The organism is Streptomyces bungoensis (assembly GCF_001514215.1).
In the GTDB taxonomy this organism is placed as follows: Bacteria; Actinomycetota; Actinomycetes; order Streptomycetales; family Streptomycetaceae; genus Streptomyces; species Streptomyces bungoensis.
Map to the genome: position 1 here is coordinate 50984 of NZ_KQ948878.1, position 15228 is coordinate 66211.

At 74.1% G+C, this 15228-nt stretch carries 16 protein-coding genes; 8 read left to right on the forward strand and 8 right to left on the reverse strand.

Annotation, left to right across the window (positions count from 1 at the left end; translation table 11 throughout):
- Positions 1–7 precede the first annotated feature (7 nt).
- Positions 8–700 (reverse strand): DUF4232 domain-containing protein, encoded by a 693-nt coding sequence (locus AQJ66_RS34440; protein ID WP_061930113.1) that lies wholly within the window; start codon positions 698–700, stop codon positions 8–10.
- A 245-nt stretch (positions 701–945) separates the two neighbouring features.
- On the opposite strand from AQJ66_RS34440, the gene AQJ66_RS34445 reads away from it, so the two are divergent.
- Entirely contained in the window at positions 946–2019 is a 1074-nt protein-coding gene (locus tag AQJ66_RS34445; protein ID WP_061930116.1) for an NAD(+)/NADH kinase, read from the forward strand.
- A 96-nt stretch (positions 2020–2115) separates the two neighbouring features.
- Positions 2116–2694: an AMIN-like domain-containing (lipo)protein gene (locus tag AQJ66_RS34450; protein ID WP_061930119.1), complete on the forward strand. Its 579-nt coding sequence runs from the start codon at positions 2116–2118 to the stop codon at positions 2692–2694.
- A gap of 15 nt (positions 2695–2709) precedes the next feature.
- On the opposite strand, the gene AQJ66_RS34455 is transcribed toward AQJ66_RS34450, so the two are convergent.
- From AQJ66_RS34455 to AQJ66_RS34480, 6 genes are all read right to left on the reverse strand, one after another.
- On the reverse strand, positions 2710–2937 hold the full coding sequence (locus AQJ66_RS34455) for a hypothetical protein (RefSeq protein ID WP_061930122.1): 228 nt from the start codon (positions 2935–2937) through the stop codon (positions 2710–2712).
- Positions 2924–3175: a DUF6400 family protein gene (locus AQJ66_RS34460; protein WP_061930125.1), complete on the reverse strand. Its 252-nt coding sequence runs from the start codon at positions 3173–3175 to the stop codon at positions 2924–2926. Before AQJ66_RS34460 ends, AQJ66_RS34455 begins: the two co-directional genes overlap by 14 nt.
- A 92-nt stretch (positions 3176–3267) precedes the next feature.
- The gene (locus tag AQJ66_RS34465; protein ID WP_061930128.1) at positions 3268–4005 is read right to left on the reverse strand and encodes a DUF1345 domain-containing protein; all 738 of its coding nucleotides are present in this window, start codon (positions 4003–4005) and stop codon (positions 3268–3270) included.
- Positions 4006–4052: 47 nt separating this feature from the next.
- Positions 4053–5021, reverse strand: coding sequence for a threo-3-hydroxy-L-aspartate ammonia-lyase (locus AQJ66_RS34470; RefSeq protein WP_061930131.1), 969 nt, complete (start codon positions 5019–5021; stop codon positions 4053–4055).
- A 63-nt stretch (positions 5022–5084) separates the two neighbouring features.
- Positions 5085–6287 carry an alanine racemase gene (locus AQJ66_RS34475; RefSeq protein ID WP_061930134.1) on the reverse strand — a complete coding sequence of 401 codons (1203 nt, stop codon included), beginning with the start codon at positions 6285–6287 and terminating at the stop codon, positions 5085–5087.
- Positions 6288–6298: 11 nt separating this feature from the next.
- Positions 6299–6970 carry a helix-turn-helix transcriptional regulator gene (locus AQJ66_RS34480; RefSeq protein ID WP_061930138.1) on the reverse strand — a complete coding sequence of 224 codons (672 nt, stop codon included), beginning with the start codon at positions 6968–6970 and terminating at the stop codon, positions 6299–6301.
- 393 nt (positions 6971–7363) lie between these two features.
- Here AQJ66_RS34480 and AQJ66_RS34485 point away from each other — a divergent pair, with 393 nt between their 5' ends.
- On the forward strand, positions 7364–8146 hold the full coding sequence (locus AQJ66_RS34485; RefSeq protein ID WP_061930141.1) for an isoprenyl transferase: 783 nt from the start codon (positions 7364–7366) through the stop codon (positions 8144–8146).
- A gap of 22 nt (positions 8147–8168) precedes the next feature.
- On the opposite strand, the gene AQJ66_RS34490 is transcribed toward AQJ66_RS34485, so the two are convergent.
- The gene (locus AQJ66_RS34490; protein WP_061930146.1) at positions 8169–9686 is read right to left on the reverse strand and encodes a transcriptional regulator; all 1518 of its coding nucleotides are present in this window, start codon (positions 9684–9686) and stop codon (positions 8169–8171) included.
- Positions 9687–9920: 234 nt separating this feature from the next.
- On the opposite strand from AQJ66_RS34490, the gene AQJ66_RS34495 reads away from it, so the two are divergent.
- From AQJ66_RS34495 to efeB, 5 genes are all read left to right on the forward strand, one after another.
- On the forward strand, positions 9921–10544 hold the full coding sequence (locus AQJ66_RS34495) for a hypothetical protein (RefSeq protein ID WP_061930149.1): 624 nt from the start codon (positions 9921–9923) through the stop codon (positions 10542–10544).
- A 125-nt stretch (positions 10545–10669) separates the two neighbouring features.
- A complete protein-coding gene (locus AQJ66_RS34500) occupies positions 10670–11131 on the forward strand; it encodes a hypothetical protein (protein ID WP_061930152.1) in 462 nt (153 codons plus the stop codon).
- 452 nt (positions 11132–11583) lie between these two features.
- On the forward strand, positions 11584–12345 hold the full coding sequence (locus AQJ66_RS34505) for a polysaccharide deacetylase family protein (protein WP_061930155.1): 762 nt from the start codon (positions 11584–11586) through the stop codon (positions 12343–12345).
- A 164-nt stretch (positions 12346–12509) separates the two neighbouring features.
- The gene (locus AQJ66_RS34510) at positions 12510–13709 is read left to right on the forward strand and encodes an EfeM/EfeO family lipoprotein (RefSeq protein ID WP_061930158.1); all 1200 of its coding nucleotides are present in this window, start codon (positions 12510–12512) and stop codon (positions 13707–13709) included.
- Complete coding sequence (gene efeB, locus AQJ66_RS34515) at positions 13706–14938, forward strand: iron uptake transporter deferrochelatase/peroxidase subunit (protein ID WP_079060592.1); 1233 nt, start codon at positions 13706–13708, stop codon at positions 14936–14938. The genes AQJ66_RS34510 and efeB overlap by 4 nt, the downstream gene beginning before the upstream one ends.
- Positions 14939–15228 lie beyond the last annotated feature (290 nt).

The following is a 15228-nucleotide window of genomic DNA, read 5'->3' on the forward strand; positions in this document are numbered from 1 at the left end:
GGCGCGTTCAGGCCGGCTTCACCGTCGAGACCGCTGTCGCGGTGACCTTGTTGTCGCACTCCGCGAACAGGCCGTCGTCCAGGGCCACCTGCTGGGCACCCGAGCCGGGCAGGCCGACCACCAGCGTCGGGTAGGCGACGGGCCGGGCGCCGGACGCGCAGTAGCCGTCGCCCTCGCCCTGCACCTGGACGAAGGTCAGCTTCACCCACGCCTTGCCGCCCGGCGCGAGGCGCACGGCGGTGGCGGCGCCGGCGGGGGTCACCGTCAGCGGCTTGTTGCGCTCGGGCGAGCCGTTGCCCGCCCCGGCCACCGTCGGGTGGCCCGTGACGGTGCAGGGCCGCGCGGAGACGTTGGTGAACTCGACGACCGCCGCTCCGGTGCCGGTGCCGTCCGGGCGGTCGGCGGCCTGGCGCGCCGTCGCCTTCAGGGCGGTGGCCGCGCACGTCGGTGCCGTACCGGCCGACGTGGCGGACGCCGGGGAGGCGGGGGCGGCCGGGGCGGTCGCCGTGCCGCCGGAGGAGGGCCGCGAGGTGGCGGGAGCCGGGCCCTTGGGCGAGGAGACCGGCGTGGACGGGCTCTTGCCGGCCGGGGCCTTGCCCGTGGGCGTGCTGTCGCCGGGCTGGCAGGCCGAGAGCGACAGGACGGCGGCGACGGCGGTCAGTGCCGACGCGGTGACGCGGACGGCGGTGCGGTTCTGCATGGGATCCCCCGAGGTCGTGGATGTGCGAGGACGCCGGCTCGGTGCCGGTGTCATCGACGGAGACCGGTCCTCCCGGTCGGGGGTTTCCGCTGTGGATCACCTGTGACACGCCGGTGACAGGAACCGGGCGGGACCGGCACGCGGAAAAGCCGGGCCGCACCCCCGGCGGCGTGGCGTCCGGGGGGCGGCCCGGTTCGCGGTCACGATGGCTGTCCGGGCGAGCCGGCTGGGAGGCGGTGGCGGGTATGACGGTGAACCGTGTCGGCCTGGTCGTGCACGAGGGACGGGCGGAGGCCGTGGCCGCCGCCGACACCGTGCGCGCCTGGTGCGCCGAGCACGCGGTCGGATGCGCCGACATCGACGTGTGGCAGGAGGGGGCGCGGCGCAGCGCCCGGGAGGAGATCGACGCGGCGGGCGGCCCCGACCTCATCGTCACCCTGGGCGGCGACGGGACGTTCCTGCGCGGGGCCCGGCTGGCCGCCGAGAACGACGCCCTGGTGCTGGGCGTCGACCTCGGCCGGCTGGGCTTCCTGACGGAGGTGCCGGCCCCGTCGGTGCGCGCGGCCCTGGACGCCGTACGGGAGGAGCGGATCACCGTCGAGAGCCGGATGCTGCTCACCCTGCGGGCGTCCTGCCGGCTGGAGGTGCCCCCGCACATGGAGGCGCTGCTGCACTACAGCCATGAGCCGACGCTGCCCCCGCCCCGGGTGCGCGTGGAGTGCGAGACCGGTGACGACTGGGGGGTCGCCCTGAACGTCGTCGCGCTGAACGACGTGGTCGTGGAGAAGCTGGCCCGGGACCGCCAGGTGTCGGTCGGCGTCTACCTGGCCGGCCGGCTCCTCGCGTCGTACTCCGCCGACGCGCTGCTGGTGGCCACGCCCACGGGCTCGACCGCGTACAGCTTCGCCGCCGGCGGTCCGGTCGTCTCGCCGCGCGCGGAGGGCCTGGTGTTCACGCCGGTGGCCCCGCACATGGCCTTCGACCGCTCGGTCGTGGCCGCTCCGGACGAGCCGATCGCGCTGCGGGTGCTCGAACGGTCGGGGCAGGCCGCCGTCAGCATCGACGGCCAGGTGCGGGGCGTCCTCGACCCGGGCGACTGGATCGGCGTGTACGCCGCTCCGCGCCGGCTCAGGGCGGTGCGGCTGGGCCCCACGGACTTCTACGGCCGCCTGCGCGAACGCATGAACCTCACCGACGCGCCGGCCGCGGTCGCCGACGGCACCGCCGCTCCCCTGTGGCCGGTGAGGTCTCCCCCGCCCGGCGACCTCGCCCACCTCGCGCTGCCCCCGGCTCCCGACGAGGCCCCTCCCCCGTTCTGAGCCCGATCCGGCGGGCGTCCCGGGACGGGGATGCAACCATTCGCCATACCCGCATGTCTCACCCCATAAGAGCATGGCGCGACCAAGGGGGTCATCATGCGACGAACATGGGCGATCGGGGCGGCGTTGCTGCTGGCGGGCGGCGCGGCGGGTGCGACGGCGACGGCGGCGCAGGCCGCTCCGGCGGCCGCCGTCCGGGCCACCGCCTGCCCGACCGGCTGGGGCAGCGGCGCCAAGGGCGGACCGTCCACCGGGACCCAACCGCTGACGGACGTCAGGGCCGGTCGGCACGACTGCTACGACCGGCTGGTGTTCGACGTGCCCGGCGGCGGCCGGTCCGTCGGCTTCTCCGTCCGGTACGTCGACCGGCTCCGGGCGATCGCCACCGGCCGTCCGATTCCGGTCGGCGGCGGTGCCGTACTGGAGATACGGGTGGGCGCTCCGAGTTACGACCCGGGCAGCGGCGCGCCGACGTACCCCGGCCGGGTGGGCCGCGCTCTCCCGGGCGTGGACGTGCGCGGGTACCGCACCTTCCGGGACACGCGGTTCGCCGGCAGCTTCGAGGGCGAGACGCAGGTGGGGCTGGGGGTCCGCGCCCGGCTGCCGTTCCGGGTGGTCCAGGTGCCCGGCCGGGTGGTGGTGGACGTGGCCCACGACTGGACCGGCAGCCGCTGACCGGGCGGCGGCGTCCTACTCCCCGTGACGGGTGGCGCCGAAGTGGCTCTCGTGCGACCAGACGTGGCGGCAGGAGGGGCACTGCAGGTGCAGCAGGCTGCCGGTGTTGGAGAGCAGGTAGCGCCAGTGGGCGTGGCAGGCTCTCCCCTCCTGGCACGTGGTGCACCTGCGGTGGTCGGCGCAGTTGGGGCAGGGCACCCAGGCGCGGCGCCCGATGTCGGCCTGCGGGTCAAGAGGCAGCACGGCCGCCCCCGGGTCCGGGCAGCACCCCGGCCGCGACGAGCTCGTCGTACAGGCGTTGCTGCTCCGCGTCGAGGCCGGAGTACAGCAGGGCGTAGGCCTCCTCCTCGCCGCGCAGCGCCGCGACCGGGTCCCAGCCGGGGCCCAGCGCGGCCATGGTGTGGGTGCGCCGGAGCATCTCGTGGGAGGTCAGGTCGACCGTGAAGGGGAACGGCTCGGGGGCGGGGCCGGAGGAGGACATGCTTCGAACGTAAGGACGTCCCGGAGGCCGCGGCAAGGGCAGGTGGGGGAAGTCACAGCAGGTCAGCGCGGGCCGGGGCGGTGGCCGGGCGGTCACTTCAGGATGTTGACGGCCCGCGCGACGACGAGGACGACGGTCACCAGGGACACCGAGGACTGCACCATCATCAGCATCTTGGCCCACCGCGACAGGGGCATCACATCGGTCGGGCTGAAGGCGGTGGAGTTGGTGAACGACAGGTACAGGTAGTCCAGGAACGCCGGTTCCCAGTCCGTCGGGGCGAGCTCCGGGCTCTGCATCTGCACGAAGAGGAAGTCGGCGAACTGCTGCCGGCCGAGGACCCGGTTCATCGGGCCGCCGCGGTCCAGCTCCCAGTACCACAGGGCGAACACGATGACGTTGGTCAGCCAGATGCCGCCGCCGGTCACCAGCAGCGGTACGGCGTCCGTCCCGGCGCGGCCGCGCGCCAGGTCCGTCACGAGCCGGACCGCCGCCCAGCCGTTGGCCAGGCTGATGACGGCGGTCAGGACCAGTCCCAGCCAGCGCAGCGGGCGGGTGCGCGGCTCGACGCGCCGGGGGTTGGCGGCGATCAGCCCGGCCAGCAGCAGCAGTTCCAGGAACGGCAGCGCCCAGTACGGCGGGAGCGCGAGCCGGTGCGGCAGCATCAGCTGGAGGGCCACGGCGGCCAGGATCACGGCGGTCACCGCCCAGCGCGGCTCACCGCGGGTGGCGCGCCGCCAGGCGGGGGCCAGCTCGCGTTCGCGGTCCTCCACCAGCCGCTCGATGCGGGCCAGGCGGCCGCGGGCGTCGTCGTCGCTGTCGTCGGTCATGGCGAGGATTGTCCCGGGCCGGATCACCGGGTGGGGTGCCGGGTGGGTCAGCGGCCGAGGAGCGCGGCGAACCGCTCGCTGTCGATGTTGCCGCCCGAGGCGATCACGCCGATGCGCCGCGGCGGGTTGTCGATCCGTCCGGCCATGAGGGCGGCCAGGGCGCTGGCGCCGCTCGGCTCCAGGACGATCTTCAGACGCTCGAAGGCGAACCGCATGGCGTCGACGATCTCGTCGTCGCCGACCAGGGCCACGGCGTCGACCAGGCGCTGGTTCACGGGGAAGGTGAGCGCGCCCGGGGTGTCGAGTGCCTGGCCGTCCGCGATGGTCCGGGGCACCGGGATGGTGACGCGTTCGCCCTGTTCGAGGGAGCGCTTGGTGTCGTCGCCCGCCTCGGGTTCGACGCCGATCACCCTGATGCGGGGGCACAGTGCCGTGGCGGCGGTGGCGCTGCCGGCGATGAGCCCGCCTCCGCCGACGGGGACGAGGAGGGCGTCGAGGTCCCCGGTGTCCTCCAGGAGTTCCAGGGCGGCGGTGCCCTGCCCGGCGATGACGTGGGGATGGTCGTAGGGCGGGATCAGGGCCAGCCCGCGGTCCTCGGCAAGGGCCTCGCCGAGCGCGGTGCGGTCCTCGGTGTAGCGGTCGTAGGTCACGATCTCCGCCCCGTACCCGGCGGTCGCCTCCCGCTTGGAGCGGGGGGCGTCCTCGGGCATCAGGATGACGGCGCTGGTGCCGAGTTCGCGGGCGGCGAGGGCGGTGGCCTGGGCGTGGTTGCCGGAGGAGTAGGCGGCGACACCCTTGGCGAGCTGTGCGGGGGTGAGCTGGGCGGCCGCGTTGTAGGCGCCGCGGAACTTGAAGGCGCCGACCCGCTGGAAGTTCTCGCACTTGACGAACACCTCTGCGCCGACGAGGGAGTCGAGGGTGCGGGAGGTGAGGACGGGGGTGCGGTGGGCGATGCCCGCGAGGCGTGCGGCGGCCGCACGGACGTCGTCGAACGATACGGGGGAAGCGGCGGCCATGGTGTGTCCTCGGAGTCATGGGAGGCGGGGTGGTGGGAGCGGGGTGCCGGCCGGGGCGGCTGGTCACCAGCCGGTGACGCGCGGCCAGTAGGCCTGGATCTCCGGTGCGCGTGCGGTGGTGCGGGTGCCGTCGACGACGTGGTAGCCGTGGTGCTGGGCGGCGGTGGCGCAGGCGTGGTTGGGCAGGACGCGCAGGCGGGTGCCGACGGGCAGGTCGGGCAGCGGCGCGCCGTCGCGTGCGGTGAGGGTGCCGTGCTCCTGGCTGGCGCCGGTCATCACCAGGCCCGGGATCGGCCGGCCGGTCAGATCGGTGACCAGGCCGTAGCCCTGGTCCTGGGGCTGGGCGGACGTGCCGCGGTCCCGGGACAGGGCCATCCAGCCGCCGTCGGTGATGATCCAGCCGTACTCGGGGCGGTGCCCGATGACGGTGACGGTGACCGACAGCGCCAGGTCGTCGAGGTCGCAGACGCCGAGCCCGGCCATGACGAGGTCGAAGAACAGGTAGTTCCCGGCGCGCAGTTCGGTGACGCCGGTGAGGTCCTCGGCCGCGTGGGCGGTGGGTGTGGAGCCGACGCTGACGACGTTCACGGGCAGGCCGGCGCGGCGCAGCCGGCCGGCGGCGGCGACGGCGCTGTCACGTTCGTTCTCCGCCGCCAGGCGCCGTTCCCCGGCGGTGTAAGCGAAGTAGGACTCGCCCGCGTGGGTCAGCACGCCGTCGAGGCAGCCGGCGTCGTGCAGCACGCGGGCGACGACGGGCAGTTCGGGCGCGCCGGGCGTCAGGCCGCCGCGGTGGCCGTCGCAGTCGATCTCGATCAGGGCGGGTACGGCGATGCCCGCCTCCCGCGCGGCCTCGGCGACGAAGGCCGCCTGCGCGGGGCTGTCGAGCAGGACGCGCAGGGTGACACCGCGGCGCAGCAGGGCGATCACGCGGGGCAGTTTGTGGCGGGCGATGCCGACGGCGTAGGTGATGTCGCTGTGGCCGCCGTCGGCGAACGCCTCGGCCTCGGCGAGGGTGGAGACGGTGACGGGGCCCGGGCCGGCGGCGTCGTGCAGGAGCGCGGCGACGGGGAGGCTCTTGGCCGTCTTGACGTGCGGGCGCAGGGTGACGCCGAGCCGGTCCGCACGCCGGGCGAGGCGCTCGGCGTTGCGCAGCACCTTGGCGACGTCGACGACGGCGAACGGGGTGTCGGGGTCGGCCAGCGTGGCGGCGGCCGCTTCGGCGGCGGCCGGGCGGCCGGGAGCGGTGCCCGGTCCTGCGGTGCTCATGAAGCGGTCCTTCACTTGGTGTAGTTGTAGACGGTCGCGCGGGAGACGCCGAGGAGGTCCGCGATGGTCTGCGCGGCGTCGCGCGAGTCGAAGTAGCCGTCCCGGTGCAGCTGCCGTACGAGTTCCCTCTTGCCGTCGCGGCCGAGGGACCGCGGGGTGCCCCCGCGCTCCGCGGCGCCCGCCTCGACCGCCTCGCGCAGTGCGCGGGCGTTGCGGTGACGCAGGCTTTCCAAGGGCTCGTCGGGGTGGCCGGTGTCGGTGGCGACGAGCTGGGACAGGGCGAGCGTGACCGGGGAGAGCACGGAGACGTCGAGGTTCAGGCAGAGGGCCGCGATGTAGTCCCCGGCGCTGTTCCTGATGCCGATCGACGTGCTCTTGGCCGGGCGGCCGTCGGGGAAGCGGTTGGGGTAGTTCTGGACGACGCTCGGGTACCGGGGGTCGGCGATGCGGGCCAGGCCCAGCTCGGTCGCGGAGTCCCCCACCCGGCGGCCGGAGAGGTTGTTCTCGATCGCGCGGACCGCCTGCCGGGGGTCGCGCAGGTCGTGCAGCACGACCTCGCACAGGCCCGGGAACATGCGCCCGAGGGCGACGGCGACCTTCTCCAGCTCGCGGACGAGGTGCTCGTCGGCGTCGGTGTGGGCCGCGGCCGTACGGCTGCCGGCATCCGGCTCCGCGCTGTCCATGAAGGCCTCCCCCACTGTCGCGCCCGCGATCCGCGGGGTCGACAGAAAATCCAGTTCTGGACAGCGAGTCTAGGTGAGGGTGGGTGACCCGTCCAGCCCTTCCCGCCCCGCCCCTCCGGAGCGACGCCGGTCGGGGGGCGGGCCGGGGGCGGGCGTCAGCCGTGCGCCTCAGCCCAGAAGTTGGAGTGGTCGACCCGTGTAGTCGATGCGGCCGTCGCCGGCACCGGTGCGCACCAACCGGCCGCCCATTCCAGTCGTTCGTCTGCCCCTGACGGCCGACCGGTGTGGCCGGAACGCGCCGCTCCGCCCGCTCCCGGCCGGTGGGCCTGTGCGGTGGGCCCGGACTGCGTGGCACTATCGTTGCGCCCTCGAGCACCGGGTAGGAGAAGGGACATGGGCGTGGCGATGAAGGCCTTGCGCGCGGCGCTGGAAGCGGTCTACGTACGGCGTCTGAACCGCAAGCTGGAGGGCCTGCCCCGGCCACGGCACGTGGCGATCATGCTGGACGGGAACCGTCGCTGGGCGCGGGGTGCGGGTCATCAGGACGTCCGGGAGGGCTACCGCGTCGGCGGTGCCAAGGTCACGGACTTCCTGCACTGGTGCACCGACGCCGGTATCAAGCACGTGACGCTGTGGATGCTCTCCGACGACAACCTGCACCGTCCGGCCCATGAACTCGGCCCGCTGCTCGACATAATCGAGGAGACGGTGCGGCGGATCTGCGCGCCCGGTGAACCGTGGCAGATCGAGATCATCGGCGCACTGGACCTGCTGCCCGGGAACACGGCGCGCGTCCTGAAGGAGGCCGCCGCCACCACGACCGGCCGCGGCGGTCTCAAGGTCGACGTCGCCGTCGGCTACGGCGGCCGCCGCGAGATCGTCGACGCGGTCCGGGCGGCGTTCGACAAGCACATCAGCGCGGGCGGCGATCCCCGGGATCTGGCGGCGGACTTCGACCTGGAGCACATCACCGACAACCTGTACTCGCCGGCCGGGCACGACACCGACTTCATCATCCGCACCTCCGGTGAGCAGCGCCTGTCGGGCTTCCTGCTGTGGCAGTCCGCGTACGCGGAGGTGCACTTCGTGGACGTGCTGTGGCCGGCTTTCCGCCAGATCGACCTGCTGCGCGCCCTGCGCTCGTACGCCGACCGCGACCGCCGCTACGGCCGCTGACGGCCGGGACGGGCTGCGCGCCTCAGGAGCCGGCGGGCACCCACTCACGCACACCCTGGCCGTTCGTGCCGTACCAGTAGCGGGGCAGGCCCTTGGTGCCACTGGTACGGAACGGGCGGCCGTGGTCGTCGATGCGGACCGTGCCGGTGCGGCCCTGGGACGACCAGTCGAGTTCCAGGTACCAGGCGCAGTCGTAGGCCTCGGTCGTCGCGGTGACCAGCAGCACCTCCGGCTCCCCGGCGGAGACGCGGTAGGGGAACCGCACCGCCGGGAGGGGCTTCCCGCTGTCGTTGCCGGGGCGCGCGTGGGCGACGGGGCGGTCGACGTCCAGGTCCACGGAGAAGTCACGGGGGGTCAGACCACCGCCGCAGCCCTGGTCCATGGCGTACGCGGTACCGGTGACCGGGGCGCCGCGGCTGACGACACGGACCCGGAGGGCCGTGAGGACCACGGCCGTGGACGACTTCCCCTGAACCGAGATCTGCACGATCGTCTGCCGCCCGTGCACCGCCCCCTGCGTCGCCGCCCACACCCCGGCGTCCTGCTGCACCGGCGGTGGAGGCACCTGGGCCGGTGCCTTGTCGATCACGTAGTCGTGCCCGCAACCGTCCTGCCAGACCTGCGAGTCGGCAGTCCAGGTGAGCGGCACACCGGTCGGTACGGGGGTTTCCCCCTTCGTGTTCGCCGACGGTCCACCCGTTGCGCCGGGAGGTCCCGCAGCCCGTCTTCCCGCGGAGGGCGGGGCCGGCGAACGGCTGGGCGAGGGGCCGGCCGAAGTGGCCGAGGGGTGGTGTGACGTACCGCTCCCCGCCGTGGGGGACGGAACGGGGGCCTTGGCCGAGTCGCCGTGGGACCGGTCGGCCGACAGTGCCGACAGACCGCCCAGCGTCACCAGCAGCACGGTCGCCGCGGCGGCGCCGACGACGGTGCGCCGACGGCGGTACCAGGGCCGGCCGGTGGAGCGGGCCGCGGTGGAGCGGGCCGCGTCCCACGGGACCGTCGGCTCGAAACTGCCCGGCCCCGGAGCGCCGGATGCGGGGACTCCCGCGCCGTCTGCTTCCGCGTCATGTCCCGGCCGTGCACCGCTCGTTCCGCCCTCGTCCCCACCCGTGCCGTCCGCGCCGCCGTCCACGTCGCCCGCGCTGCCACCCGCGTTCCGTGCCGTCCGGCTGTCCCGGTCCGGATTCCGCTCGCCCCCTGCCGGTTCCAGCGCCCCCTTCGTGCTCGGCGGCTCCGCCGGTTCCCCCGCCCCTGTCGGTCTCGCCACTCCCTCCCCCGCCCTCGGCCGCTGTCGTGCCCTCACCGCGAGCAGCCACAAGCGGTGCAGGGCGAGCCGTTCCTCCGGTGTCGCGCCGCAGAAGACGGCCAGGCGCTCCACCGGGGCGTAGTCCTGCGGGACCGCCTCGCCCGCGCAGTAGCGGTGCAGCGTGGAGGTGTTCATGTCGAGGCGCCGCGCCAGAGAGCCGTAGCTCCGGTCCGCGCGGTCCTTCAGCCGGCGCAGCAGCGCCGCGAACTGCTCGACGTCGTTCCCGGTCGACACCGCTCCCCCGTCCTCCCACGTGTGCCCGTATCCGGTATCCCGGTATCCCAGGCGGCCCATATACCTGCACGTCAGATGGGCTGGGATGGTTCCACCACCGCCGGACGGGCATCCGGCGTTGCGCCGGCCCGCCCTGACCGCCGATGCTCTGGGTGTCGCACCGACCAGGGCCGCACCGACCAGCCGGCGGCGGGCGACAGACGACACCCATGCACTCATCCACGGGGGACACCCATGCCCAAACGCACCCGAGCAGGCGCGCTCCTCACTCTCGCCGCCACAGGCCTCACCCTCGGCGCGGCGCTCGCCACACCGGCGAACGCCGCGGCCAGGGCGCCCGGCTTCCTCGCGGCGGCCGATCTGCCGCCGCACCCGAGCTCGCCCTGGACGGCCGGCAAGGTCACCGCCGGCGTACCGGAGGCCGTGGAACAGGACCGCTGCCTGAGCAAGGCGCTCGGCGGCTCCGGGTCGGACACCTGGTACCGGGAGTTCGGTACCGACCTCGACACGAGCGCCCGTCAGGTCACCGTGCGGCTGTCCACGACGGCTGCGGCGAAGGGGCGCTTCTCGCGGCTGGACAAGGACATCAAGTCCTGTGCGGCACGTACCGAGAAGGCCGACCCGGGGACCGAGGCCACGCTCGAGGACTACGGCACGCTGCCCGTCGAGGAGGGCGCCCACGTGTACGGCCTGCACACGGTGACCTCCTGGGGCGCCTCCGACATCCGTCTGCTCTCCGTCGGCCGGGACGGCAGGACCGTCACGGTCGTCGGGTGGGCGCAGCTGGGCGACTTCGGGGACGCGCCGGTCAAGGCCTTCGAGAAGACGGCTGTCACAGCCGTGAACAAGCTCCACTGACCGCCCGACCCGCCTGACCGCCGACCGGGACCGCTCCTCGCCACGGGGGTGGCGGAAGCGGCCCGTCGACCACCGACAGCGCCACCCGGCGCGACTCGGCCCTACTCCGAAAACGGGGAACACACATGAGCAGCAAGACCCGTACCGTCCTGGCCGCCGGCGTCCTCGCCGCCGCCCTCGGCCTCGGCGCCACCGCCCAGGCCTCGGCCGGCGCCCCGCGCAGCGTCAGCGGCAAGCCGTCCGACGACATCACCCGCATCGCCGACTTCTACGGCACCTACATCGACGCGGTGCTCGACGAGGACAGCGGCAACCTCGGGAAGGCCCTGCGCAGCCACTACCTCACTCCGGCCTTCCAGAAGGAGCTGGCGGCCTGGGAGGACCGGGCGCACGCCGACGGCGTCCTGCGCGCCCAGAACGTCCCGCTCGCCTGGAAGGTCACCGACGCCGGAACCGTCCGCAACCACACGGAGGCCGTCGTCACCCTCACCTGGAGCCGAGGCAGCACCACCAAGCTGGTCGTCGACATGACCCGCGACAGCCACCGGATCTTCCACATCGGCGAGAAGGGCGCGGGACGCAACTAGCCACTCCGGTCGCATCCGCAGCGCGCGGATGCGGAACGGCCGCAGCTCGAAGGCGTGGGCGCCTTCGAGCTGCGGCCGTTCCAGCAGGTCCGTCACCGCGACCAGCTCCCGGGACCCGGGCAACGCTCCCGACGCCGTATGCGGGTGGCAGCAGCCGTTCCTCGGCCACCGTCGAGGATCCTCCCCTGCACCCGATCGGCTGTCCGCTCGGCGTTCGGTCCCGGCTTGTCACGATATGATGCCGGGGCGCATTCCAGGCAAATGCCTTGTGCAGCAGACGACTTGGCGCCCGGCACCGTCGGCGGCCGGTACCGGGGGCTTCGCCTCTGTCGCAGGACCACCGCGGGATTGTCCGTGATCCGTAACAGAGGGATCCCGCGGCCGCCCCCGCCCGTCCTGACAGGTGCACGGGGACACAGGGACCGATCGACTTGGCGAGGAACGGGGCGGACATGGCACGGCACGGCGGGCGGGGATGGTACGGCCGGGTGATCGCGGCGGCGGTCGGGGTGACGGCGGTGGCCGCCGCCACGTCGGTGTGGACCGCTCAGGCCGGTCCCGTCGGCGGGCAGCACCCGGCGGCGCGGCCCGCCGCCCCCAAGGCGGCGCCGGTGTCCGCCACGATCGTCCACGCCTCCGACCACGGCGACCACGCGGTGAACATCACCATCGACGACGGCCCGGACCCGAACTGGACCCCGCAGGTGCTGCAGGTGCTGAAGGACAACGGCGTGAAGGCCACGTTCTGCATGGTCGGCCCCCAGGCCGAGGCCCATCCCGACCTGGTCCGGCAGGTGGTGGCCGCCGGGCACCGGCTGTGCGACCACTCGGTGTCGCACGACACCGCCATGGACAAGAAGTCCGAGGCCTACCAGTCGCAGCAGATCCTGGACGCCGAACGCCAGATCACCAAGGCGTCCGGCGGCGTACGGCCGATGTACTACCGGGCCCCGGGCGGCGCGTTCACCCCGTACAGCCGGCACCTCGCGGCGGGGCGCGGCATGCGCCCGCTGGGCTGGAACGTCGACTCCAAGGACTTCGAGCGCCCCGGCACGGCGGCCATCGTCGCCACCGTCAAGAGCGAACTGACCAACGGCCCGACGCTGCTCTTCCACGACGCGGGCGGCGACCGCTCCCAGACCGTGGCTGCCCTGCGCACCCTGCTGCCCTGGCTGAAGCAGCAGGGCTACGCCTTCGGATTCCCGGTCCGCTGACCGGAGCCCGCGGCGTACGGCCGGTGAAGGCGAGCGGAATTCCAGGTCAACGTATCGTCCGGACGGCTGTGCGGGCCCCTGAGGCTGTCTAGCATGAGGCGGTCCGGCCGGCGTGTGTGCGGCCGCGCGGACACCTGCGTACGTCGTTTCCGGAAAGGCTCGCCATGCCGTTGCCCCGCCTGGGCACGCGGTCCCTCTCCGGCCGCATGGCCGGAGTACTGCTCTTCGCCCTCGCCCTGGTGCTGGGAGGAAGCCTGCTGGCGCTCTCGCTCGGCGACGGGCGCGACGACGGCGGGCGGGCGCGGCCGGTCACCGTCGAGGTCTCGCCGAGCCACTGCGGCCGGGGCTGGACCCGGCCGGCGCCCGGAGTGCAGACCTTCGACCTGCGCAACACCTCCGACCGGTCCGCCGAGGTCTATCTCGAGGATCCGCTGAGCCATGTGGTGTTCGGCGAGGTTGAGGGCGTCGGACCGGGCACGACACGGCAGTTGACGGTCCGGCTGGGCAAGGGCAGCTACGCCTTCACCTGCGTGCCCGAGGACGCCGACGCCGTCACCGGCCCCCGTGTGCGGGTCGCTTCGGGGCGGCGCGGCCCGGGCGCGGCCCCCGTCACGGAGCACGACCTGATCCCCCCGGCCATCGCTTACCAGAAGTGGGTCGGCGGCGGCCTGGACGAGGTGGTCCGGCTGACGGGAACGCTGCGGCGGGCGATCGACCGCGGCGACCTCGCCGGTGCCCGGTCGGCCTGGCTGCAGGCCCATCTGCGGTACGAGCGGCTGGGAGCGGCCTACGACGCCTTCGGGGACGCGGCCGCGCGGATCGACGGCACGGACGCCGGGCTGCCCGGCGGGGTGCAGGACAAGGACTTCACCGGGTTCCACCGCGTCGAGTACGGGCTGTGGCACGGGGAGCCGGCCGGCCGGCTGCGGGCTCCGGCGGCGGCACTGGTCAAGGCCGTGACCGGGCTGCGCGACAGCTGGGCGCAGACCCGCATGGACCCGGCGCAACTCGGCCTGCGCGCGCACGAGATCCTGGAGGACACCCTCCGGCTGGAGCTGACCGGCCGCACCGACTTCGGCAGCGGCAGCACCCTCGCCACCGCGCGTGCCAACCTCGACGGCACCCGCGCGGTACTGACCCGGCTGCGCCCCCTGCTCCGCACCCGGTACGCACAACTGAACGAGCTGGAGGAGAAGGTGGACGCTGCCGGGCACACGCTGGACGGGTTCCGGCACGACGGCCGCTGGCCCCCGGTGGACCGGCTCAGCCGCGCCCAGCGGGAGCGGACCGACTCGGTCGTCGGCGACCTGGTGGAGCGGCTGGCGTCGGTGGCGACCCTGTGCGACCCGCGGAGGACGGTGTGAGCGCGGCGGAGCGGGCCGGTGGTGTGGGCCGGCGCGGCTTCCTGCGCGGCGCGGCCCTCGCGAGCGCCGGACTCGCCGCGGGCGGCGCGGCCGCGCCCACGGCCGCCGAACCGTCCACGGGGGACACACCCCTGGCCCCCTTCCACGGCGTCCATCAGGCGTCCGTGCTCGCCTCGCCCCGCCGCAGCTGTGTGTTCGCCGCGCTGGACGTGACGGCGCAGAGCCGTGCGGACCTGGCCGAACTGCTGCGTACGCTCACCAACCGGGCCCGCTTCCTGACGTCGGGCGGCACACCGTCCCCGGTGGGCATCACCGGCCCGCCCGCCGACTCCGGCATCCTCGGGGACCGGCTGCCGCCCGGTCAGCTGGCGGTGACCGTCGGCGTCGGCGCCTCGCTCTTCGACGACCGGTTCGGCCTCGGCGCGCTCAGGCCCCGCAAGCTGACGGCGATGCCGTCCTTCCCGGACGACGACCTGCGGCCGGAGTGGTGCCACGGCGACCTCAGCCTCCAACTGCACGCCGACGCCCCGGACATCGCCCTGCACGCGTTGCGCGACCTCGCCCGGCACACCCGGGGCGGCCTCCAGATCCGCTGGCGCATGGACGGCTTCACCAATCCGCCGCGGCCGTCCGGCACCCCGCGCAACCTGATGGGCTTCAAGGACGGCATCGCCAACCCGGACGTCAGCAGCGCCCGCGAGATGGACCACCTGGTGTGGGTGGGCAGGGGGCTCGGCGAGCCGGACTGGGCGACCGGCGGCAGCTACCAGGTGGTGCGGCTGATCCGGATGCTGGTGGAGTTCTGGGACCGGGTCGCGCTGAGCGAACAGGAGCGCATCTTCGGCCGCGCGCGTTCCTCCGGAGCGCCGCTGGACGGCGACCACGAGCACGACACGCCCCAGTACCCCGACGATCCCAAGGGCGACGTCATCCCGCTCGACGCCCACATCCGCCTCGCCAACCCCCGTACGGCGGCCACCGCCGGCCAGCGGATCCTGCGCCGCGCCTACAACTACGACCGCGGCATGGACCCGGCCGGCAACCTCGACATGGGTCTGCTGTTCAGCTGCTACCAGCAGGACGTGGCCCGCCAGTTCGAGACGGTGCAGCACCGGCTGGCGGGCGAGCCGCTCACCGACTACATCACGCCGTTCGGCGGCGGCTACTTCTTCGCCCTGCCCGGCGTGCGGAACACCTCGGACTGGTACGGGCGCGCCCTGCTGACCTGAGGGTCCGTCCGGTCGGCCGGGCCGCCATACGGGTCAACACACCGTCAAGTTTTCACCCTGGATCCATGACGGGGGGCGCACTCCTGCGTCACCATGGCTGCGCCGTGCGCCTGTGCGCCCCGCGCCGGGTGCGGCACGCCTGCTCGTACCACGCACCGACGTTCCAGCCCGGAGGGTGACCGCCATGGCCAGCAGAGGAAGACGAGCGGCGACCAGGAGCCTCGGGGCACTCGCCACCGCCGCGCTCACGGTCCTCGGCACCGGCGCGCCCGGCTGGGCGGCGGTGTCCT